The organism is Haloferula sargassicola (genome assembly GCF_040362925.1).
Classification (GTDB): Bacteria; Verrucomicrobiota; Verrucomicrobiia; order Verrucomicrobiales; family Akkermansiaceae; genus Haloferula; species Haloferula sargassicola.
This window is the reverse complement of the sequence record NZ_BAABRI010000001.1, coordinates 101615-123279: the sequence shown is the minus strand read 5'-3', so window position 1 is coordinate 123279 and position 21665 is coordinate 101615. Positions and strand designations below refer to the sequence as shown.

Genomic DNA, 21665 nt, shown 5'->3' with positions numbered 1-21665 from the left:
ATCTACAATCTAAAATCCTCAATCTACAATCTCCCTCTCCACCATGAACCTCGAAACCACTTATCTCGGACTTCCGCTCAAGCATCCGATCATCCCGGGAGCGGGACCGCTCACCGGCGACCTCGGGAGCGCCCGCCGTCTCGAGGACTGCGGCGCGCCCTGCCTGATCATGAACTCGCTCTTTGAAGAGCAGATCGTGCTCGAGCAGCGGGCTGCTTTCGCCGCCATCGACGAGGCCGAGAACTCCTATGCCGAGGCCCTCAGCTACCTGCCCGAGCCGGAGGAATACCGGCTCGGGCCCGATGACTACCTTTCCCGCATCACCCATCTCAAGGCCGCGGTCGACATCCCCGTCATCGCCTCGGTCAACGGCATCAGCCCGGACGGCTGGAGCGAATATCCGAAGCTCATCGCCGCCGCCGGGGCCGACGCGCTCGAGGTGAATCTTTATCATATCTCCGCCGACAAATACGAAAGCTCGGCCGAGGTCGAGGAGCGGCTCATCGAATCCGTCCGCACCGCCCGCGAGGGCATCGATATCCCGATCGCCGTCAAGCTGCCGCCCTTCTTCACCTCCATCCCCCACTTCGTCGCGCGGCTGGAAAAGATCGGCGTCCAGGCCATCGTCCTCTTCAATCGCTTCTACCAGCCGGACATCGACCTCGAGGAACTCCGCACGGAACCGACGCTGCGCCTCTCCGACTCCTCCGAGCTCAACCTCCGCCTCCGCTGGCTGGCCATCCTGCACGGCCGCACCGAGCTGGAGATGTCGCTCAGCGGCGGTGTCCATACGCCCACCGACGTGATCAAGGGCCTGATGGCCGGTGCCACCACCGTGCAAACCGTTTCCGGCCTCCTCCAATACGGCCCCGAGCACCTCCGCACGCTGGTCGATGGCATGACCGAGTGGCTCGGCGATCACGACTACGATCATCTCGACCAGCTCCGCGGCTGCATGAGCCACAAGAACGCGCCGGACCCCGAAGCCATCGAGCGCGGCAACTATGCCATGGTCCTCCACAGCTGGACCGCGGATTAGCACGTTGGCGCGGCGCTGGGCATCCTGGGAGGCATGGCATGGAGAACCCGCCTCCCAGAAAGGGTGACGGCGTCGATTCCCAACAAGCCCTCCGGCGGCGCGTTCCTTCCATCCTTGCAGATTGACGGCTTTGGGATGGAATCGGTCCATCTTTGCCCCATGACCGACAATCCCTACGCTCCGCCCTCCTCGTCCGTTCCGCCTCCGCTGCACAAGGACGACATCGCCCGCCAGCTCGCGGGCATCCAATACCCGCTGACCCTCAGCTTCAAAATCCTCGCCTTGGCGAGCCAGGCCACCGTCACCGACGCCACCGGCCGCACCGTGCTCTACACCAAGCAAAAGATGTTCAAGTTCCGCGAGCACGTGGAGATTTTCACCGACAGCACCCGCTCCACCCTGCTCGCGGAGATCAAGGCCAACAAGGTCATCGACTGGTCCGCCCGCTATTTTTCCACCGACGCCCACGGGCAGCCGATCGGGTCCGTCGGCCGCCGCGGCTGGCGCTCGATCTGGAAGGCGCACTACGAGGCCTTCAACCCCGGCGACGACACGCCCGACTTCTCGATCCGTGAGGAAAACCCGTGGTCCAAGGTCTTCGACTCCATTCTTGGCGAGATCCCCCTCGTCGGCATTTTGTCGGGCTACCTTTTCCATCCTCGATATACCGCCGCTCGTAGCAATGGCGGGCCAGCCATGCGTCTCACCAAAAAGCCCGCGTTCTGGGAGGGTCGCTTCCAGATTGAAAAACTCGGCGATCTTTCGCCGCGCGAGGAACTCAACCTGGTCCTCAGCTTCCTGATGCTGGTGCTTCTGGAGCGCCGGCGGGGTTAGGCCGTTACAACTCGGCGATCGCCGCCATCAGACGGTCCGCGATCTTCTTGTAGGCATCCTTGTCCTTGCCGCCGGCCAGACCTTCGGCCTTGAGGTCGATGGGAGGGCCGACGGTGACCTCGATCCGAGCCAGGCGCATGCGACCGCTGCCGCGCGGAAGAGCCTCGCGCGCGCCGCGGATGCGGATCGGCTGGACGGGCACGCCGGCCTTGGCGGCGATGAGGCCGACACCGGGCTGGGCCTCGCCCAGTTCGCCGTCGAGCGTGCGAGCCCCTTCGGGGAAAACGAGGACCCGGTTGCCGTTCTTCAGCTCGCGGATGATCGCCTTCAGGCTGCTCATGTCCGGCTTTTCCTGATCCACGGGAACGGCGTTCCACTGTGGGTAGAGCCACTTGGTCACCCCGCGGAACAGGGTTTTCCGGGCGAGGAAGACCATCTCGTCGTCGTAGAGCGTGCCGATGAGCGGCGGATCGAGGAAGCTCTCATGGTTCGAGACGACGAGCACGGGACCCTCGGTGAGAAGCCTTTCCTTGTGTTTCACCCGCAGCTTGAAAAGGCTGCGAAAGGCGCTGCGAAACAGCATCCAGCCCGACCAGTAGATCCAGCGCATCATGCGTTCAAGGAGGGTAGGTCCAGGCCCTGCTGGATGAGGATTTCCAAAGCCGCTTCCACCGCCGTCTCCACGGTATGGCCCGAGTTATCGAGAACCCGGGCGCCATCGGCCACCTTGAGCGGATCGGTCTCGCGTTGGCTGTCCTTGCGGTCGCGATCGGTCACGGAATCGATCTCCCCGATCGCTTCACGCCGTCCCTGACGGACGGACGGATCGGCATCGACGTAGATCTTGTAGGGCGTGTCAGGAAACACCGCGCTGCCGATGTCGCGGCCTTCCATGATGACATCCGAGTGCTGCAGATAGCTGCGCTGGAGATCCACCAGGTGTCGCCGGACCTCGGGCACGGCCGCCACGTGGGAAACGTGGGCATTGACCTCCTGGCTGCGGAGTTCCTCGCCGGGATCGATGCCGTCCACGGTGAGGGTCGAGTCCAGTCCATCAACGCCGCACTGGAGGTTCATTTTTTCCAGCGCCTCCGCCACGGCGGCGGGATTTTCGGCGTCGATTCCATCCTTCACGACTTTCCAGGTCACCGCGCGATACATGGTCCCGGAGTTCACCATCACCAGGCCGAGGCGCTTCGAAAGTTCGCGGGCGATGGTGCTTTTCCCCGAAGCGGCGGGGCCGTCGATGGCGATGGCGACGTGGCCGGAATTCATGCGTTCGGGGCTCGGGTGGGAAGTTGGTAATCGGACTCGGCCACCGCGCCACGGCAGACCGCCGCGAGGTGATGGTCGAAGCCGGGATAGGAAGTGCGAACACATTCCGTGCCGAGGATGGTGCTGGGTCCGTCGGCAAACAGCCCCGCCACGGCGAAGGCCATGGCGATCCGGTGGTCGCCGTAGCTTTTCATTTCCGCTCCGCGAAGGGGTGCGCCGCCGGTGATTTCCATCCCGTCCTCGAACTCCTCCACCTGCCCTCCCATGGCCCGCAGATTCTCGACCGTGGTGGCGACCCGGTCGGTTTCCTTGACGCGCAGTTCCCGGGCATTGCGGATCCGCGTGGTGCCTTCGGCCAGCGCCGCAGCCACCGCGAGGACCGGGATCTCGTCGATGAGGTTCGGGATTTCCTCCGGAAGAAGGTCGGTGCCCTTCAAGGGCGCGCCATGGATCTCCAGGTCGCCGAAAGGTTCGCCTTGGACGTCTTCAACCGGCCGCCGGATGACGGTGGCGCCCATGCGCTCGATGGCGTCGAGGATGGCGGTGCGGGTCGGGTTCAGCCCCACCCGCTTGACGACGAGCCGGGCTCCAGGGCGGGCGGCGGCGGCGACGATCCAGAACGCCGCGCTGGAGATGTCTCCCGGCACGTGGAAATCCCGGGCCTGCGGCACCTGGCCGCCCGCCAGGGAAACGTGGAGCCCCTCGGTGACCACCTTGACGCCGAAGGCTTCCAGCATGCGCTCGGTGTGGTCGCGGGTGACCGCCGGCTGGATCACCTCGGTGGTGCCCGCGGCCGTCATGCCGGCGAGCAGCACGGCGCTTTTTACCTGTGCGCTGGCCATCGGGAGTTCATACCGGATCGGCTGGATTTCCGCCGGGGAAATGCGCAACGGAGCGGAGCCTTCCTTTTCGCCGAGGGCCTCGATCCGGCAGCCCATGGCGGCGAGCGGCTGGATGATCCGGCCCATCGGACGCGAGGAAAGCGACTCGTCGCCGAACAGCTCGGTGATAAAATCCTGACCCGCGAACAGGCCGGCCAGCAGTCGCATGCCGGTGCCTGAGTTGCCGCAGTCGATCGAACCGGAGGGAGCCGTCAGGTGCATCGAGCGGCCCTCGATTCTCATCGCGACCGGACCAAAGCCGGGCAATTCCTCCAGCACCTCGCAGCGAACGCCGCAGGCTTTCATGGCTTGGAGCGTGTTGACGCAGTCCTCGCTGGGCAGGAAACCCGTGATGGTCGAGGTGCCCGTGGCCAGGCCGGCGATCATCGCCGCGCGGTGGGACATGCTTTTGTCGCCCGGCACCTCCAGGGTGACGTCGAAGGTTTCGACCGGCGTCACCTCGAACCGACTCATCGTATCAACCGCACTCATGTTGGATCACGGCCCGGCCGGAAGCGTGCAGGTCGCAGGCCTCGGCAAGCCATCGGAGGGCCGTTTCATGGTCGCCGGAGTCCAGACTGGCAAGTATTTCACCGAGGAAATCCCGCGCCTCGGCGATCGCGACACCCACCGCTTCACGGTTTTCCAGCAAAATCTCCGCCCACATGGCGGGATGGCCTCCCGCCACCCGCGTCGTGTCGCGGAGTCCACCGCCGCCGTAGCGGGCCTCGGCGGGATTGGCGAGCGCCACTTTGGCGGTGGCTGCGGCCATTACGTGCGGCAGGTGGCTGATGCGGGCCACCAGACGATCGTGATCTTCCGGCGAAATCCACTCGGTCCGGCACCCGAGCTCGCTCCAAAACGCCTCCAGCGAGGTCGATCGCGGCGCTCCGATGCCTTCGCCATCCGTCAACAGGCACATCGCGCCCTCGAAGAGGTCGGCCCTGGCTGCTTCCATGCCTTGTTTTTCACCCCCGGCCATCGGGTGGCTGCCGATGAAGGAAATGCCGGCCGCGGCGAATACCGGAGCCACCTCGCGGTGGACGACCGCCTTCACGCTGCCGACATCCGTGACCAGGCACGAAGCCGGCAGGCCGGCCTCGATCATTTTCGCGGCCAACCCGGCCATGGCCCCGACCGGGACTCCCAGCACCGCCAGCTCGGCACCTTCCACCGCCTCGGACAAATCCTGGGTCGCCCCGTGAATCCCGAGCGAGTGGGCGAGACCGACCGACTCCGGCCGCCGCGCCCACAGGCGGACGTTGCGATCCTCCGCCAGCCGCAAAGCCAGCGACCCGCCCAGCAGGCCGCCGCCGATCACCACGATGCGTTCCATCCGAATTGCTTCCCTTCCAGACATGCGACAGGCCGGACTCAACGCCCGGCCCGAAGCGATACCAAACAGCGGTGATCCGGGCTCAGGGAACGCGGAAGTACTTCTTGTCCGAGGCCGGATAGGTCGGATCCATGACCATCGTCCCGCTGGGGATGCCCTTCACGTCGATGATTTTGTTGTTGAACGGGCTGAACACAAAGCCGGGCTTGCCGGGGACGCCCTTCGCCACGGGCGTGCGGGGCTTCGACTCAGGCTCGGGCTCGGGATCCGGCGTGCGATCCGGGATGCGCTGGTCCTGGTTGTCGGCTTGGCTCTGGCGATCGTTGCCGGCGTCTTCACGATCGGCCTCGCGCTGTTCACGCTCGCGGCGCTCCTGGCGTTCGCGACGGGCCTGCTCCTTTTCTTTTTCGGTCTGGGCCGGACGATTTTGGGCGACGTCCTGGGCCGGCACCGGAGGCTCCTCCTCGATGTAGGGCACGCATGAGGGCGCGAGACTTGCGGCGCAGAGCACCGCGGCGAGCATCGAAAAACGTTTCATGGGTCGGATGGAGTTGGCTGATTTCCCTGTGAAGTCGGCGCAGTCTCCGGCCAACTGTAGCAGAGGTCAAGCCGCCTCCACCAGTCACGGATCCTGTCTTTTGCGGAAGCGCTGCCGGAAGTCGGTCTCGCCTAACGGCCTTGTGCCTTTTCCCCAGGTGGTTAGAAACCCCTCGTGCGCGAACTCCCCGTCCGAGCCGAAGCCGTCGTCGCCGTGGTCCTCAAGCCCGGCTTGTTTGAACTTCGTTTGCCCAACGGCAAACGCTCGCTGGGGCATCTTTCCAAGGAGCTGTCGAAAGCCACCCCCGCCATCGAGGCCGGAACCCGTGTGACCGTCGAACTCACCCCCTTCGACTTCGACTCGGCCCGGATCGCCGCGGTTGTGGCGTGACGGAGCCGTCATCCGGACCACGGCGCGCCGCCTGCCTGTGCCGCCCCCGTCGCAGGCTCACCCGTACAAAACGAAGCGGCCCGATCGATCTCCCTCTGGAAAAACCCAAAAACCAAAGGCGTCTCAATCGGGCCGCTTGCTTGTGTCGCGACGCCGGGAAACTATCCCACCCTAGCCCGGCGTCAATCTTCATTTTTCGAAAATCGGGATTTTTTCTGAATCCCCCACCGCTCAGGTCCCCACCAACTTTCCCATTGGCCGAAACCCCAGCTACCGCTTAGCAATCTTCCCAACATGACCCATGACAAGCTGCTCGCAGCCAACCGCGGAGAAATCGCCATCCGGATCTTCCGCGCCGCCAACGAACTCGGACTCCGCACGGTTTCGATCTACGCCGAGGAGGACCGCTTTTCCCGCCACCGGTTCAAGGCGGACGAAGCCTATCTGCTCGACGCCGAAAAGGGTCCCGTAGGCGCCTACCTCGATGTCGAGGGCATCGTGGCGCTGGCCAAGTCGAAGGGCGTCACCATGATCCACCCGGGCTATGGTTTCCTCTCGGAAAACGCGCAATTCGCCCGTGCCTGCGAGCGCGAGGGCATCACCTTCGTCGGTCCCTCGCCCGAGCTTCTCGAAAACATGGGCGACAAAACCGCGGCGCGGGAACTGGCCCAGAACTACTCCGTCCCGGTGCTCCCCGGGACCGAGGAGGCCGTGACCGATCCCGACGAGGCGGTCCGCATCGCAAAGGAGATCGGTTTTCCCCTGATCATCAAGGCGGCCTTCGGCGGCGGCGGCCGGGGCATGCGGGTGGTGATGGAGGAAAAGCAGCTCCTGCCCCTGCTCACCGAGGCCCAGGACGAGGCCGGCAAGGCTTTCGGCAACCCCGCGGTGTTCCTCGAGCGCTACATTTCCCGCGCCAAGCACATCGAGGTGCAGATCCTCGGCGACCGCCACGGCAACGTCGTCCACCTCCACGAGCGCGATTGCTCGGTGCAGCGCCGCTACCAGAAGGTGGTGGAGGTCGCGCCCTCGATCGACCTCGACCCGGTGGTCCGCAAGGAGCTGTGCGAGGCGGCGGTGAAGCTCGCCAAGGGCATCGGCTACAACAACGCCGGCACCGTCGAGTTCCTCTACGACATGGACCAGAAGGACTGGTTCTTCATCGAGATGAACCCGCGCATCCAGGTGGAGCACACGGTGACGGAGTGCGTCACGGGCATCGACCTCGTCCGCTCGCAGATCCTGGTGGCCAAGGGACATCCGCTGCACGACGACGAGATCGCCATCCCTGCGCAGGAGGAGATTCCCTGCATCGGCTACGCCATCCAGTGCCGAATCACCACCGAGGACCCGGCCCGCCAGTTCGCGCCCGACTACGGACGCATCCTGAACTACCGCTCGGCGGCTGGTTTTGGCGTCCGGCTCGACGCCGGCTCGGGCGACGCCGGCTCGGTGATCACGCCTTTCTATGACTCGATGCTGGTCAAGCTGACCACCATGGGCCGCAGCTTCCCGATCGCCTGCCAGCGCATGGACCGGGCGCTGCGCGAGTTCCGGATCCGCGGGGTGAAAACGAACATCCCGTTCCTGGAAAACGTCATCGCCGACTCCACCTTCCGTGCCGGCGAGGCGCACACCAAGCTGATCGACACCAAACCCGAGCTGTTCCAGTTCAAGCCCCGCCGCGACCGGGCGACCAAGCTGCTTTCCTACCTGTCGGAGGTCACGGTCAACGGCAACCCCACCGCCAAGGGCTGGAAACCCACCATCCCGATCCTGCGCCCGCGGGTGCCCCATGTAAAAAAAGCCGATCTCTCCCTCCCGCGGACCAAGGCCCTGCTGTCCGAGCTCGGACCGGAGAAATTCTGCCAGTGGGTGCTCGACCAGAAGCGGCTGCTGATCACCGACACCTCGATGCGCGATGCCCACCAGTCGCTGATGGCGACACGCATGCGCACCCAGGACATGCTGCGGATCGCCGAAGCTTACGAGGCCGGCGTGCCGAACCTGTTCTCGCTGGAGATGTGGGGCGGCGCGACCTTCGACACGGCGATGCGTTTTCTCAAGGAGGACCCGTGGGCCCGCCTCCGCCGCCTGCGCGAAAAAATCCCCGGCGTGCTGTTCCAGATGCTGTTCCGCGGTTCGAACGCGGTGGGGTACTCGAACTATCCGGACAACGTGGTGGCCGGCTTCGTGAAGCACGCGGCCGACTCCGGCATGGACATTTTCCGGATCTTCGATTCGCTCAACTACCTGCCGAACATGCGCGTGGCCATGGAGGCCGCCCGCGAGCACGGCGGCGTGCTGTGCGAGGCCGCGGTGTGCTACACCGGCGACATTCTCAACGACAAGCGGGACAAGTTTTCCCTGAAATACTACATCCAGAAGGCCAAGGAGCTGGAGAAGATGGGCGCCCACATCCTCGCCATCAAGGACATGGCGGGTCTTTGCAAGCCGCAGGCCGCCTATGATCTGGTTCACGCGCTGAAGCAGGAAATCGGCATCCCGATCCATTTCCACACCCACGACACCTCGGGGCTCAATGCCGCCTCGGTCATCGCCGCCGCGCGGGCGGGCGTGGACATCGTCGACCTGGCGATGGCCTCGATGTCCGGCTCCACCTCGCAGCCGAACCTCAACTCGGTCTCCGCGGCGCTGGCCAACTCCGACCTCGATCCGGGGCTGGACTTCGACACGCTCAACGACCTGTCCGATTACTGGGAAGAGGTGCTGGCGCAGTACGAGCCCTTCATTTCCGCGCCCCGCGCGGGCACCGCGGAGGTCTATGAACACGAGATGCCCGGCGGCCAGTACACCAATCTCCGCGAGCAGGCCAACGCCATGGGCCTCGGCCACCGCTGGCGCGAAATTTCCCGCACCTATGCCGAGGTCAACCAGCTCTTCGGCGACATCGTGAAGGTCACGCCGTCCTCGAAAGTGGTCGGCGACATGGCGATGTTCCTCATCACCCGCGGGATCAAGCCGGCCGACGTGCCGAAGCTCAAGCCGGGCTCGATCGACTGGCCGGAGAGCGTGATCGACATGCTGGCCGGCGGCCTCGGCCAGCCCGACGGCGGCTTCCCGGAGGACGTCAAGCGGGTGGTGCTCAACCACAAGCCCTCGACCACCAGTCGCCCCGGCGAACTCGCCGCTCCCGTGGACCTGGAGCAGACCCGCGCCCAGGTGGCGGAGGAACTGAAGCGTCCGGCCGGCGATGACGACCTCTATTCCCACCTGATGTATCCGCAGGTCTTTTCGGACTTCCAGGCGAGCCTGGCGAAGTACGATGACCTGAGTGATTTGCCGACTCCGTCGTTTTTTTACGGGCTAAGCACCGGCGAGGAAATCGAAGTCGAGATCGATCCCGGCAAGACGCTCTTCATCAAGCTGGTCTCGATCGGCGAGGCCGATTCCGAGGGCCGCCGAACGCTTTTCTACGAGCTGAACGGCATGCCGCGGGAGAGCCTGGTCACCGACACCTCGCTGGCGAAACCCGGTGGCTCGGCCCGCGCCAAGGGCGATCCGGGGGACAGCTCGCAGTCCTGCGCGCCGATGCCGGGCATGGTTTCCGAAGTCGCGGTCTCCCCCGGCCAGGAAGTGGCGGAGGGCGACAAGCTGGTGACGCTGGAGGCCATGAAAATGCTGACCACTGTGAGCGCTGCCAAGGCAGGAACGGTCAAGGAAGTGCTGGTCAAGAAGGGCGATCAGGTGGACAGCGACGACCTGCTGGTCCGGCTCGACTAGAAATCCCGCCGGCAGAACATCCAGCCCCCCCAGCCGAGGACCACCAGCTCGAAGGCGAGGGAACTCCCGAGGATGAAACCCGTCGAACGCCGCTCCACGGCGGCGTCGATGGCCGGGTCCTTGCGGGGTGCCCCGTCCTCCAGCGCGCTGACGATTTCGCTCAGCGAGAACTCGCGGTCGCCCTCCAGGCGGACGAAGCGCTGGAGCAGGTTCACCGTGTCGCTCGTCTTCGGCAGGATCCGGTAGGGCAGCTCCATCAAGAGCTGGTTCTGCTTCCACTTGGCCTGCTGCCCGGCGGAGAGCTGGAGATTGCCGACCATGCCGGTTTCAGCCGCGCTCCATGCGATTTCCTCGGATAGCTTCGCCGTCCAGCAGGTCAGCCAAAACAGGAGCGAGGCCAGCATCGAGGCCATGACCGACTTCGTCTTCACGCCCACCGCCGCCATCACCGACCAGAGATAGGAGAACATCAGGGTCACCAGCGGCACCGCCCAGAAGACCGAAAGGTTCCAGGTCCCCACCCGCCATCGCATGGCGAAAAACACCAGCAGACAGAAGGCGCTGGTCTGCAGCAGCGCGAAAAGCAGGCCGCAGAGGTATTTGAAGAGGAACAGCTTCCAACGCGGAATCGGCTTGCTGAGCACGGTTCCCGCCGCGCCTTCCGCCATGAATTCGGGAAACACCGGCGAGCAGTTGATCAAGGCCAGGATCACCGCCACCCACGACAACCAGATCGGGACGATGAACATGGCGAACACCCCGAAATAGACCATGCCCGCCATCTCCGACCCGCGAGTGATGGCGGGGTTTTCCAGTTCCATCGCTCCGAACATGACGGTCATGCCATGGTCGGAAAAACCGATCGACAGATACGTCACGCCGGCCAGCAGCGAAATGCCGAGCGTGATCCAGAACAGTGCCCGCGCCCGCAGCAGGCGGAGGGCATCGACGAAGATGACGGCGAACTGCCTCACGCGCCCCCCTTTCCATGGATGGCGTCGAGAAACACCTGCTCGAGCGACTGCCGCCGCTCCAAAATCTCGCGGATGCCGGTGTCGGTGGCGCGCAGCGCGTCGATGACCGGCTGCATCTCGGCCGGGTTTTCGGTCACCAGCTCGATGGTATCGCCCGCCACCGTCATGCCCTCCGCCTGGAAGCGATCCTTCAACTCGAAGGGGACCGGACCGATCGTGCGCAGCTGGTAGGAGGTCTTTCGATGGGTCAGCTCCTCGGTGCGACCGATTTCCACCAACCTGCCCTGACTGAGGATGGCGACGTGGTCGGCGACCTGCTCGACTTCGCCGAGAAGGTGGCTGTTCACGAACACCGTGCGACCCTCCGCCCGCATCTGCTCGATGATGTGCCGGATGGCCACGCGGCCCTCGGGATCGACGCCGTCGGTGGGCTCGTCCAGAAACACCAGTTCCGGGTCATTGATCAGCGCCTGGGCGATGCCGATGCGCTGCTTCATGCCCTTGGAATAGACCTGGTGGCGGTCGTCCGCGCGTTCCGCCATGCCCACCCGCTCAAGCAGCGGCCCCTCCTTGGCGAGGGCGGCTTTTTTCGGCACCTTGGACAGTCCGGCCGACATGCGCAGGATCTGGCGGCCCGTCAGATAGTCGGGGAAACGGGCGTGCTCGGGCAGGTAGCCGATCCTGGCAAGCGTCCGGCGGTCACCGATCGGCCGATCGAGCAAGCGCCCGGCGCAGCGCGTCGGCCGGACGAGGGTCAGCAGGGATTTGACCAGGGTGCTCTTGCCGGCGCCATTCGGCCCCAGCAGGCCGAACACCGATCCCCTCGGCACCTCGAAGGCCACCTCCGACAGGGCCGTCAACGCGCCGTAGCGCTTCGACAAGGTCTCGATTTCGATCGCCGGTCCGGACACACCCCTCCCTAACGCCTGCGGCAGCCGGCCGAAAGGAAAACGATGCCCGGCCCGACCGCGGCGAGGTTTCGCCCCCTTTTGGCGTTTGACGGGCACTCGGTCCCGTGAGGACTTGGTAGTCTGACCGTCCAGATCCCGTTTTGCTGAAGTTTTCCATTTTTGCCCCGTTGATCCTGCCGCTCGGATGCCTGTCCGGTGCCGAACCCCAGCCGCTGACCTTTCAAATCATCCACGGCCTGCCGGAAGGCTTCGCTACCTCGACGGCGCTGGCCGTTTCCGGCGATGGCCGGGTCGTCGCGGGCCGCTCCAGCACCGACTCCCAGACGGAGGAAGCCTTCATCTGGACCGCCGACGAGGGCATTTCCAGTCCGCACGCCATCGCCTCGTCGGCCGGTTCGTCCTCGCTCGTTGCGCTCTCCGCGGATGGCTCCCAGGGGGTGGTGAGCCGTTTCAGCGAAGCTGCGGGGTCGGTCTGGAGTTCGACGGACGGCTTGGACGATCTGCTGCCCCTGCCCAGCTTCGGATTCAGTTTTTCCAACGGCTTCGACATCTCGTCCGATGGGGGCCGGGTCGTGGGTCAGTCCTCGACCCAATCGGGTGTCCACGCGGCGCTGTGGACCCCGGGTGCCCTCACGGTCGATCTCGGCACCCTGCCGATCGGCTCCGGCGACCTTTCCTCCACGGGCTATGCCATTTCCGGAGACGGGACCATCGCGGTCGGTGCCTGCACCGCGGGCAGCAACACGGTCGCCTTCAAATGGACCGACGACACCATGACCTCGCTCGGCGACCTGCCGGGTGGCGACATGAGATCGGCGGCCACCGGCATTTCCGCGGACGGATCGGTGATCGTGGGCTGGGGCACTGACTTCGACGGTTCGACGGGTGTCGTGTTTCACCCGGGCTGGCCCGAACCGGTGGGCGACCTGGACGGCGGAGAGACGGATTCGCAGCTGCTGGACGTCACCGCGGATGGCTCGATGGCCGTGGGCTACGGCACGGACGACTCGGGCCGGCAGGCGGTGATCTGGGATCCGGCCCACGGCCTGCGGAGGATCTCGGAACTGCTCGCCGACGCGGGGATGGACCTCGCCGCGTGGTCCCTCACGGAAGCCGTCGCGATTTCCGACGATGGTGACGTTCTGGTCGGAAACGGAATCGCCCCAGGCGGCACGGCGAACGGCTGGGTCGTTCGCGGCTGGTCCAGCTTGATCGCAGGCGGCGGGCAGGCGGCGGTCATCGATCCGGTGGTGGTCCGCGTGAATGTCCGGCTGGCCGAGGGACTGCGGCTTGGCAGCGAGATGATCGCCACGGTCACCGCCGAGGGCGATTCGATCCCGGTGACGATGACCGGCCCGATGTCCGGAGGGCCGATCACCCGCCTGTTTTATCTTTCCCGCGGCTCCACCTATACCTTCAGGGCCTCGCTCGGGAATTGGGTGGGCTTGCCGGAAACCACGCTCACCCTCGATGAGTCGACCTCGGTCGATTTGGTCCTGGACCTCGATTCCGATGGCGACGGGCTCGGCGACACGGCCGAGGAGGACGAATATGGCACCGATCCCGACCTCGCCGACACGGATGGGGATGGCTTCGACGATGGTTTCGAGGTCGGAGCCGGCCTTTCCCCCACCGATCCCGGCGAGCCCGCCGAGGGCGAGCCCGCCATCGACATGGAGACTCCGGAAGCCATCTCAATCCGCTTCTACGCGGCTGCCGGGGTGGACTACGAAGTGCAGTCCTCGACCGACCTCAGCCATTGGCAGGCACTGGAAGAAGTGGTTGCGGGCGAGGGCAGGCTCGTGGAGCTTGAGATCGTCGGCGAGTCTCCGGAAAAACGGTTTTTCCGCCTGCTGCGGTCGCCGGGAAGCTGAAGTTCCGGGAATATCGCGTTTGCGCTTTCCTCCCAGTGTCACCCATGAAGGCTTTTCTCACCATCGTCATCGCCTCCGCGCTCACCTCCTGCACCGCCATGTCCGAAGAAGACAAGAAGCCCGCCGCCAAGCCCGAGGTCCCTGAGGGGGCCGAAGTGATCACCCTCGGTGCCGGCTGTTTCTGGTGCACCGAGGCTGTCTACGCGCAGGTCGATGGGGTCTACTCCGCCACCTCCGGCTACATGGGCGGCACGGTCGCAGATCCCAGCTACGAGCAGGTCTGCACCGGCTCCACCGGCCATGCCGAGGTAGTGCAGGTCGTTTACGATCCTGAAAAAATCAGCACCGGCCATATCCTCGACTGGTTCTGGGAGCTCCACGATCCCACCACGCTGAACCGCCAGGGTGCCGACGTGGGCACCCAGTACCGGTCGGCCATTTTCTACCACACGCCGGATCAGAAAAAGATCGCGGAGGCCTCGAAGGAAGCGGCCCAGAAAGATTTCAAGGACCCGATCGTCACCGAGATCACGAAAGCCGGAACCTTCTACCCTGCGGAGAAATATCACCAAGACTACTACTTCGAGAACAAGTCGAAGAATCCCTACTGCCGGGCGGTGATCGAGCCGAAGCTGCGCAAGCTCAAGCTCGACCACTGACGCCGGCCCCGTCCGGCACATTGGCACTTGGAAGTTCCCTGGCGCCTCTTCACGGTCCGCGGCATGTCGAAGTATGCAGGTGAGGAGGTGTTGGTCGTTCCGCGGGCACTGTTCGAGGAAATCGGGGTTTTCGAAGGCATCCGGACGGACGGCATCGGGTCCGCGATCGACAAGCTCCTCGACCCGGCCAACCACTTTTTCATGGATCGTGCGCTGGCCGAAGAGGATCCCGGCCACAAACAGATCATCCCTTACTGCATCATCCGCTGCGGGGACCGCGTGCTCAACTACACCCGCGGCAAGGCCGGCGGTGAGTCGCGGCTCCACGCGCTGCGTTCGGTCGGAGTCGGCGGCCACATCAACCCGGTGGATACCGGCGAGGGCCGCACCGGCCCCCAGGCCTACAATGCCGCCGTCGAACGCGAACTGGCCGAGGAACTCGTCTTCGATGTGCCGCACACGAACCGGATCGTCGCCTTGCTCAATGACGACACCAACCCGGTGGGCCAGGTCCACCTCGGGGTCGTCCACCTGATCGAGGTCGAGCACGACGGCGTGCGCTCGAACGAGGACGCCTTGGCCGACTTGAGCTTCACTTCGCTTGGCGACCTGGCAGGACCGCTTTTCGAGCGCTTGGAAACCTGGTCGCAGGCCTGCATCCGCCACCTCGCCGGCAGATAGGAATCAGCGGGGGCGGGTGAGCGGTTTCACGAACCGCACCGAGGTGCGCTGGTAGCCCATCGCCTCATAGAACAGATGAGCCTCTTGCGCCCGGTGCTCGCCGCTGGTCACCTCGACTCTTGAGCAGCCCAGCTTGCGGGCAGCGGCTTCCATCACCTCGATCATCGCCCTGCCGGCACCGCAACGTTTGCGATCGACGCACATCGCCGTCACCCGCCCGAGCATTTCGGCAGCGTGGAAGCACGGCTGGGTGTGGAAGCTCAAAAAGCCCACGACCTGGCCGTCGACCTCCGCCACCCAGACCTCGCCACCGGACCTGCGATAGACCTCCAGCCGCCCTAGGATTCGGGCAGGGCCCTGGGGATATCCAAGCAAACCGGAGAGCCGGGACATGGCCACGGCATCTTCGGTTTCAGCCTTCCTCACCACCACATGCGCCATGCCGGAACATGGCACAGCGCGGCGATCTCACCAATCCTCGCCCAGCCCGTAGCGTCCCGCGAGTTGCAGGAGATCGGCGCGCATTGGCCATTCGTCGGGCCGTTCGCTGGTTTCGTGGCGCTTGCTTGCGCCCTTGAGCATCATGCAGCCGGTGTTGTCGCCGATCGCCTTGACCTCCTCGATTTCCTCCGCGGACAAGCGCAGCTCCGGCATGACGGCGAACTCGCGGATCCGGTCCTCGATCGGCCGGGCTTGGTCGCCGGCTTCCTGGATGAAGGTCGGCACCACGCTTTCGACCGGCTTCTGGCTCAGGTTCCAGATCGCGGCGAACTGCACCATGGTCAGCCCGTGCCGGTCCGCGATCGGCCGCATGCGCTCGATTTTTTCCAGCCCGTGCTCCACCCAGCCGTCCGGGCGATAGGCGCGGTGGTCGCCGGGCTTGAACTCGTGGCCCTCCTTCATGTCGCCAAAGAACAGCCCGCCGAAATCCACCACCCGCGTCAGCACCTTCGTACCGAACTTTTCGCACGCCGGCAGCGCCAGCCCGACCGGCCACGGCTCGAGCGGGTTGAGGATCAGCATGGCCCAATCGATCGAATCGCCGAATTGCTCGAGACAATGGATCAGGTCGAGCGTGAAGCCGTTGGCCGGCCCCGGCGCGATCCCCAGCATTCCGGCCAGGCCTTCCCCCCGCAGCGCTTCCATGCCTTCCCACACTGCCGGGTTGGTGTATCCGGCTTCGTCGGGATTATGGAGCATGACGAGGTCGAAGTGGTTCGTGCGGCAGCGCTCGAGCGACTTTTCGCAGGCCATCCGGAGGTAGGACAGGTAGCCCTCGGGCCCGCGCAGCTCGGGATCCGTAAAACGCGGATATCCCCGGTTTCCCTGCCGCTGGCCCTGGTAAAAATCGTGCCCCAGCGTGCCCACCAGGCAGTAGCTGTCGCGGTCGATGCCTTCCAGGGCCTCGCCCAGCAGCTCGTCGGCCTTGCCATTGCCATAAACGTCGGCCGTCACAAAGGTGCGGAAGCCCGCCTCGTAGGCGAGCTGAATGCAGCTCCGGTAACGTGCCTCGTCGAGCGTTTCGCCGAAATGCATGAAGCGGCCGCCGCTCCAAGTCCCGTATGCCGTGGTGGTCAGATCCATGGCCCCGACATAAGGGCCCGGAACCGTCCGGTCAACGGTGCGGACCGTCCCCTGCCGCCTCGGGCAACGGCTATTTCTGCGCCGGATCCCAAGCCCGCGAGCGGGTCAACCTCACGGACCCCTGCAGGTGCTTCTGCATGCTGCCGCGACGGGAAGTCACGGTGCGGATTTCCTCAAGATCCTCGTAGAGGATCACCGGGTAGAGCAGCGATGCCCAGATGTGGCCGCCGGTAATCGTCACCTCCATGTCGTGACGGTCGCCTTGCAGGCTGGGCCGGTTTTTCACCGAATACGCGCCCTCCACCGCGAAGCGCCCGCAGGGATGGCCACCGACGGCTTCCTCCGCCTCGAAGACCAGCGTCACCCGCCCGCCCACATTGAAGGGTTCGAGCAGCTTGATGGTGTTTCCTGTGAGGACGATTCGGTCGTCCTTTCTCCACGACCGGGCCGAGGAAAACCACTGGCTGCGAGGGTGGGCACCCGCCTCGACCATCAGGTTCGGCAGGTCGTCCCCCACCGCATCGGCCCACACGATCACCTCGAAGTCGGTCTCGCTGCGCGCGCCCTTGTGATACCAGCCCTTTTCGCCGAGAAGGTAATGCAGGGTCTTGCCTTCGGGGGCTCCGGACGAGGCCGGCTTGACCACGTCGCGAACTTCCTCGTCGTCCTTGTCGAGGATCAGGCGCTCGGCCTGGTCGAGGGTCAGGAGGAACTCCCCCGAGCGCTTGAGATAGGTCACCAGGGTTTCGACCTTGCCGTTCAGGACCTCCGTTTCCCGCCCGATCGCCGACTGCCCCACCACCCGGACGTGGTCGCGATCCTCCACGATCCGCACCTTGCCCCGGATCTCCGAGGGAAATGGCAGGTCGCGGCGGAAACTCACGCCATCGGCGGACCGCTTCACCAGCGCACCATAGGTCGGATCGACCTCACCCCCTGGAACCGGCGTGGTCAGGCCAACCGAAGTCCCCTCCTTTCCCAGAAGCCCGCTGATCTTTTCGCACCCCGACACCAGCAGCATCGCGATGAGAAAAAGATACCGGGCGCAGTCCATGACCCGTCAAATATCAGGGTTTGTTAACTTTGGCTAGCCTCAGATTCGCGGCGCCGGACGGCCTCGCAAACCAAGCGCTGGTCCATATCGAGCGCCGGTGAGAAGCTGGAACTCAGACCGACCACCACCGCCGGCACGCCGGCCACGGTGGAGTGGGGCGGCACATCATTGAGCACCACGCTGCCGGCTCCGACCTTGGCTCCTTCGCCGATTTCCACCCGGCCGAGGATCTTGGCACCCGCCCCGAGGAGGACCCCGCTGCGAACGATGGGGTGGCGGTTGCCCGTCGCCTTGCCCGTGCCCCCGAGCGTGACCTCGTGGAGGATCGACACATCATCCTCGATGATCGCCGTTTCCCCGACCACGAAGCTGGTGGCATGATCGAGCATGATCCCGCAGCCGATCTCGGCCGCGGGGTGGATGTCCACGCCGAAGACCTCGCTGGCCAGGCTCTGGAAATAATACGCCAGCGCGCAGCGCCGGGCCCGCCAGAACTGGTGGGAAATCCGGTAAGTGGAAATGGCGAGGAAACCCTTGAAAAAGAGCAGCGGATGGAGCGGCGAATCGCAGGCCGGATCGCGTTCGACGATCGCTTGAAGGTCGCGGGCGGCGCTGGCCACGATCCACGGGTTTTCGTTCAGGACATCGAAAAGCAACGGGTGCAGCTCTTCCCGGGTCATGTCCTCCCGGGCCAGCTTGCGCGACAGTCGAACCGCCAGTGCCTCACCGAGGCCCGACCGGGAAAGGACGATATCCTCAACGAGCTTGCTCAAACCCGGCTCGGTGCCGGCGGTCAGGCGTGCCCGTTCCACGACCTCCCGCCAGATTTCCGCCACGTCAATGTCACGAGATTCGCAAATACGGACATGCTTCGCGCTTCCCGCCTTGGCCTGAGTGTGTTGCGTTGACTCCATGAGGATCTCTCAAAAACTCGACTACGCCTGCCGAGCAATGGTGCAGCTCGCCAAGCGGCATGACGGGAAAACCCTTACACGCCTCGATGAACTGGCGCAACGAGAAGCAGTTTCCTCGAACTTTCTGGTCCAGATCCTCAATGACCTCAAGCGCGATGGCTTGGTCGACAGCCGCCGCGGAAAAGCCGGCGGCTATCTGCTGGGGCGATCCCCGGTGAACATTTCGCTGCTCGACGTGGTCAATGCCGTCGAGCCGTCCATGCTGGCCGGGACCAACGGCAGCGAGGGTGAAAGCGGAAACGTGGTCCGGCTGGCCTGGGGATCGGTTCTCGAGCAGACCCGCAAGGAGCTCGCGAAAATGGACCTGCGCACCCTCGCCGAACGCAGCGCCGGGCCCATGTTCTACATCTGAGGATCCGCAAGTTCCTTGGTCCAGAACACGAGGCGGTTCGCGACCTCCAATCCGTCCACCTGTCGCCAGGCGAGCCTCGCCACCAAGCCGGGTTGCTTTTCAAAGCCCCGCCTTCCCCAAAACCCGTCCAACGGGCGGTAGCCGGACGGGCGGAGGGGGTGCTCCGGCTCCCGATCCACCGCGCAGAAGGCCATCTTGCGAAAGCCGAGGTCGGCCGCGTGGCGTTCCCGCTGCTCGAAAAACCGGGCCCCGACCCCTTGCCCCCGCAGCGTTATCCGGAGGACCGACTCCCCGAAGTAAAACCAGTCGGCCGGATCTTTCCCCGCGTTCCTGAAAGGCTCGATAAAGGAATCGTTCGCCGCCGCGAGAGGCAAGGCGGTGGAAGCGCCGACGATCGCGCCTTCCATGGTCGCGATCACCAACGCCGCCCGGTCAGCCGACGCGAACTCCGCCAGGTATTCCTGCTCGGATTCCACGCTGCCCTCGTAGAGATAGGGAAACTCCCGGAAAACCTCGATCCGGAGGGCCGCGAGTTCCGGCAGCGCGGGCTCGATCTCAGCGCCCACCAAGGTTCGGACTTCGACCATCACTTCGTCGCCAGATCCGGCTTCACTTCGAGGACCATCACCCGACCGTCTCGGGCGATTTCGACCGCCGCTTGGCGGCCGGGTCTCATGAGAAAAAACGCATGCACGGCATCGGCGTAGCCTGAAACGGGGGCTCCATCGACCTTGCGGATGCGATCCCCCGCTTTCAGCCCGGCCCGCGCCGCCGCACCGCCGTCCATCACCTGGGTGAGGCTCGCCTCCGGCCGGGCGGGCGACATCGATACCCCCAGATGGGCGCGGCGCAGCCGTCCGTGCTCCACCAGGTCGGCCACCACCCTTTCCACCACCTCTCCCGGAACCAGCAGCACCCGCCCCCGGCTCTCCACCCGCGAAACCACGCCGGCCACCCGGCCGGAGCCGTCGCGCAGAGGAGCGCCCACGGGCAAGGGATTCGGTCCCTCGGCGAGATACAGCGTGAACGGCAGGAAGTTCCCATGCCACTGCTGGACTTTCTTGATCACCTTCATCGGCGCCCCGTCCGGAGCCTGCAGCAGGTTCCCGACCGTGCAGGCCAGGGAAAAACCGGAGGGATCGAAACTTGGGCTGCCATGGACATAAGCCACCAGCCGGGAAACCGGGTCCACCCCGCATTTCCTCCAGCCCGGACCCAGCCCGGGCGACTGCTGCAGCTCCATGCCCGCCGGCAGGGCCGTGATTCGGATGCCGGAACCACCGGCCTCGAAGACCGCCACCGGCTGGCTGGGAATCGCCCCGCCATTCTCGGCAAGGCGCCAGCCTCCCTGGCCTCGTGCACGATCCAGCGGCAAGAGCCCGACCATGAGGGCAGCCCCCCACAGGCAACCCGCCATCCGGAGCTTCATCGCAGCTCCGGGGTTCAGAATTCCGGAACCGGATCGCCCACCTCGGCCTTGGCGTCGTCCGCCAGGTCAAGGTTCGGAAGCTGGGCCGGCCCGTTGACGGGCTCGATGGGCAACACCTTCAGGTTGCCGGCCGGCTGGGGCCGGATGGCATCGGTCGCCTGCTCGCGCGGCAACAGGAACACCACCGCCACGATGGCCGCATAGGCCACGCCCGCACCATACACCCAGCGGGCGACGCTGCGTTCCACGAACCACTCGGAAACCTTCTCCCACCAGCCACGGCCGGCAGGCGCACGCCGGGATTCGGCCGCACGACGGGCGTGGAATTCACGAAGGCAATCCTCCACGTAACCCTGCGGCGGGCGCTCGTGGCGCTTCAATGCCAGAAGATCACTTAGCTGTTGCTCGGTCGGTTTCACGGCGGTGATTGGTTAATAAATCCTAAATTTTCGCGCCCGCCGCAAGATTTTTTTAGAATTCAACGATCCCAGAAATCCTGAAGGTAGGTCTGAAGCTGCTGGTGGGCATAGTGCAGACGGGATCTCACGGTGCCCTCCGACACTTTCAGAATGGCGGCGATTTCCCCATGCGGCACCCCCTGGATGTCGAACAGGGTCACCACCGTTCTGTGGGATTCAGACAGACGCTGCATGGCTTCGTTCAATCTTTTCTGCAATTCATTCAGATTGCTTTGCTTTTCAGGATTGGACTCGTTCGTCACGTCCACCAGCGCGGGGTCCTGCTGCACGGAGGAGTCGAGATCGTTGAGGGACAGCCCGCTGCGCCGCTTCCTTTTTTTGAGGAAGTTCAGGGTCATGTTCACCGCGATCTGGTAGATCCAGGTGTAGAACGACGACTTGCCCTTGAAGCGCGGCAGCGAATGGTAGGCCTTGGCGAACACATCCTGCAGCAGGTCATGCGTGTCCTCCTTGTGGGAGGTCATGTTGTAAATCAGGCCGTAGAGCCGGTCGCCATACTTCAAGATCAGCGCGTCGAAGGCGCGCGTGTCCCCATGCCGTGCGCGTTCGACGAGGTCGGCATCCGGATCCGGCTGGCGGAAGTCATCCGGCATGTGGGGGTGAAACAACAGTAAGGGGTGCGCGACGAGGCTACACGCCAGGCCATTCCTGTCAGTA

General features: G+C 64.9%; 23 protein-coding genes. 8 read left to right on the top strand and 15 right to left on the bottom strand.

What is annotated here, in order from left to right; translation table 11 throughout:
* Window positions 1-43 precede the first annotated feature (43 nt).
* Entirely contained in the window at window positions 44-1039 is a 996-nt protein-coding gene (locus tag ABXH26_RS00505; protein ID WP_353565058.1) for a dihydroorotate dehydrogenase-like protein, read from the top strand.
* A gap of 159 nt (window positions 1040-1198) precedes the next feature.
* Window positions 1199-1873, top strand: coding sequence for an LURP-one-related family protein (locus tag ABXH26_RS00500; RefSeq protein ID WP_353565057.1), 675 nt, complete (start codon window positions 1199-1201; stop codon window positions 1871-1873).
* Window positions 1874-1877: 4 nt separating this feature from the next.
* Here ABXH26_RS00500 and ABXH26_RS00495 read toward each other — a convergent pair whose 3' ends face one another.
* From ABXH26_RS00495 to ABXH26_RS00475, 5 genes are all read right to left on the bottom strand, one after another.
* A complete protein-coding gene (locus ABXH26_RS00495) occupies window positions 1878-2486 on the bottom strand; it encodes a lysophospholipid acyltransferase family protein (protein ID WP_353565056.1) in 609 nt (202 codons plus the stop codon).
* Window positions 2483-3148 carry a (d)CMP kinase gene (gene cmk, locus ABXH26_RS00490; RefSeq protein WP_353565055.1) on the bottom strand — a complete coding sequence of 222 codons (666 nt, stop codon included), beginning with the start codon at window positions 3146-3148 and terminating at the stop codon, window positions 2483-2485. Before cmk ends, ABXH26_RS00495 begins: the two co-directional genes overlap by 4 nt.
* Window positions 3145-4521 carry a 3-phosphoshikimate 1-carboxyvinyltransferase gene (aroA, locus tag ABXH26_RS00485; RefSeq protein ID WP_353565054.1) on the bottom strand — a complete coding sequence of 459 codons (1377 nt, stop codon included), beginning with the start codon at window positions 4519-4521 and terminating at the stop codon, window positions 3145-3147. Before aroA ends, cmk begins: the two co-directional genes overlap by 4 nt.
* On the bottom strand, window positions 4508-5365 hold the full coding sequence (locus tag ABXH26_RS00480) for a prephenate dehydrogenase (RefSeq protein ID WP_353565053.1): 858 nt from the start codon (window positions 5363-5365) through the stop codon (window positions 4508-4510). The genes aroA and ABXH26_RS00480 overlap by 14 nt, the downstream gene beginning before the upstream one ends.
* An 82-nt stretch (window positions 5366-5447) precedes the next feature.
* Window positions 5448-5903, bottom strand: coding sequence for a hypothetical protein (locus ABXH26_RS00475; RefSeq protein ID WP_353565052.1), 456 nt, complete (start codon window positions 5901-5903; stop codon window positions 5448-5450).
* Window positions 5904-6077: 174 nt separating this feature from the next.
* Between ABXH26_RS00475 and ABXH26_RS00470 the strand changes: the two genes are divergently transcribed.
* Both ABXH26_RS00470 and ABXH26_RS00465 read left to right on the top strand, forming a co-directional pair.
* Window positions 6078-6293: a S1 domain-containing protein gene (locus ABXH26_RS00470; protein ID WP_353565051.1), complete on the top strand. Its 216-nt coding sequence runs from the start codon at window positions 6078-6080 to the stop codon at window positions 6291-6293.
* Between the two features lie 294 nt (window positions 6294-6587).
* On the top strand, window positions 6588-10037 hold the full coding sequence (locus tag ABXH26_RS00465) for a pyruvate carboxylase (protein WP_353565050.1): 3450 nt from the start codon (window positions 6588-6590) through the stop codon (window positions 10035-10037).
* Here the strand turns inward: ABXH26_RS00465 and ABXH26_RS00460 are convergent.
* Window positions 10034-11011 (bottom strand): hypothetical protein, encoded by a 978-nt coding sequence (locus tag ABXH26_RS00460; protein WP_353565049.1) that lies wholly within the window; start codon window positions 11009-11011, stop codon window positions 10034-10036. The two genes, ABXH26_RS00465 and ABXH26_RS00460, sit on opposite strands and share 4 nt — an antisense overlap.
* On the bottom strand, window positions 11008-11922 hold the full coding sequence (locus tag ABXH26_RS00455; RefSeq protein ID WP_353565048.1) for an ABC transporter ATP-binding protein: 915 nt from the start codon (window positions 11920-11922) through the stop codon (window positions 11008-11010). The genes ABXH26_RS00460 and ABXH26_RS00455 overlap by 4 nt, the downstream gene beginning before the upstream one ends.
* A 167-nt stretch (window positions 11923-12089) precedes the next feature.
* On the opposite strand from ABXH26_RS00455, the gene ABXH26_RS00450 reads away from it, so the two are divergent.
* From ABXH26_RS00450 to ABXH26_RS00440, 3 genes are read left to right on the top strand one after another with little or no spacing between them, the layout of a single operon-like run.
* Complete coding sequence (locus ABXH26_RS00450; RefSeq protein ID WP_353565047.1) at window positions 12090-13796, top strand: hypothetical protein; 1707 nt, start codon at window positions 12090-12092, stop codon at window positions 13794-13796.
* 44 nt (window positions 13797-13840) lie between these two features.
* Entirely contained in the window at window positions 13841-14455 is a 615-nt protein-coding gene (msrA, locus tag ABXH26_RS00445) for a peptide-methionine (S)-S-oxide reductase MsrA (protein ID WP_353565046.1), read from the top strand.
* Window positions 14456-14482: 27 nt separating this feature from the next.
* Window positions 14483-15136: a hypothetical protein gene (locus ABXH26_RS00440; protein WP_353565045.1), complete on the top strand. Its 654-nt coding sequence runs from the start codon at window positions 14483-14485 to the stop codon at window positions 15134-15136.
* 3 nt (window positions 15137-15139) lie between these two features.
* On the opposite strand, the gene ABXH26_RS00435 is transcribed toward ABXH26_RS00440, so the two are convergent.
* The 4 genes from ABXH26_RS00435 to cysE form a co-directional block, all read right to left on the bottom strand.
* Window positions 15140-15529 (bottom strand): GNAT family N-acetyltransferase, encoded by a 390-nt coding sequence (locus ABXH26_RS00435; protein WP_353565044.1) that lies wholly within the window; start codon window positions 15527-15529, stop codon window positions 15140-15142.
* Between the two features lie 75 nt (window positions 15530-15604).
* A complete protein-coding gene (locus ABXH26_RS00430) occupies window positions 15605-16720 on the bottom strand; it encodes an aldo/keto reductase (RefSeq protein WP_353565043.1) in 1116 nt (371 codons plus the stop codon).
* Between the two features lie 70 nt (window positions 16721-16790).
* Window positions 16791-17774, bottom strand: a complete 984-nt coding sequence (locus ABXH26_RS00425; RefSeq protein WP_353565042.1) for a hypothetical protein — start codon at window positions 17772-17774, stop codon at window positions 16791-16793.
* Window positions 17775-17797: 23 nt separating this feature from the next.
* Window positions 17798-18688, bottom strand: a complete 891-nt coding sequence (gene cysE, locus ABXH26_RS00420) for a serine O-acetyltransferase (RefSeq protein ID WP_353565041.1) — start codon at window positions 18686-18688, stop codon at window positions 17798-17800.
* Here cysE and ABXH26_RS00415 point away from each other — a divergent pair.
* Window positions 18687-19100, top strand: a complete 414-nt coding sequence (locus ABXH26_RS00415; RefSeq protein ID WP_353565040.1) for an RrF2 family transcriptional regulator — start codon at window positions 18687-18689, stop codon at window positions 19098-19100. The genes cysE and ABXH26_RS00415 overlap by 2 nt on opposite strands.
* On the opposite strand, the gene ABXH26_RS00410 is transcribed toward ABXH26_RS00415, so the two are convergent.
* The 4 genes from ABXH26_RS00410 to ABXH26_RS00395 all read right to left on the bottom strand — a co-directional run bounded on the left by ABXH26_RS00410 (window position 19091) and on the right by ABXH26_RS00395 (window position 21601).
* A complete protein-coding gene (locus tag ABXH26_RS00410) occupies window positions 19091-19576 on the bottom strand; it encodes a GNAT family N-acetyltransferase (RefSeq protein ID WP_353565039.1) in 486 nt (161 codons plus the stop codon). The genes ABXH26_RS00415 and ABXH26_RS00410 overlap by 10 nt on opposite strands.
* A gap of 110 nt (window positions 19577-19686) precedes the next feature.
* Window positions 19687-20529 carry a S1C family serine protease gene (locus tag ABXH26_RS00405; protein WP_353565038.1) on the bottom strand — a complete coding sequence of 281 codons (843 nt, stop codon included), beginning with the start codon at window positions 20527-20529 and terminating at the stop codon, window positions 19687-19689.
* A gap of 14 nt (window positions 20530-20543) precedes the next feature.
* A complete protein-coding gene (locus ABXH26_RS00400; protein WP_353565037.1) occupies window positions 20544-20948 on the bottom strand; it encodes a hypothetical protein in 405 nt (134 codons plus the stop codon).
* A gap of 59 nt (window positions 20949-21007) precedes the next feature.
* On the bottom strand, window positions 21008-21601 hold the full coding sequence (locus ABXH26_RS00395) for a sigma-70 family RNA polymerase sigma factor (protein WP_353565036.1): 594 nt from the start codon (window positions 21599-21601) through the stop codon (window positions 21008-21010).
* Between the last annotated feature and the right edge of the window lie 64 nt (window positions 21602-21665).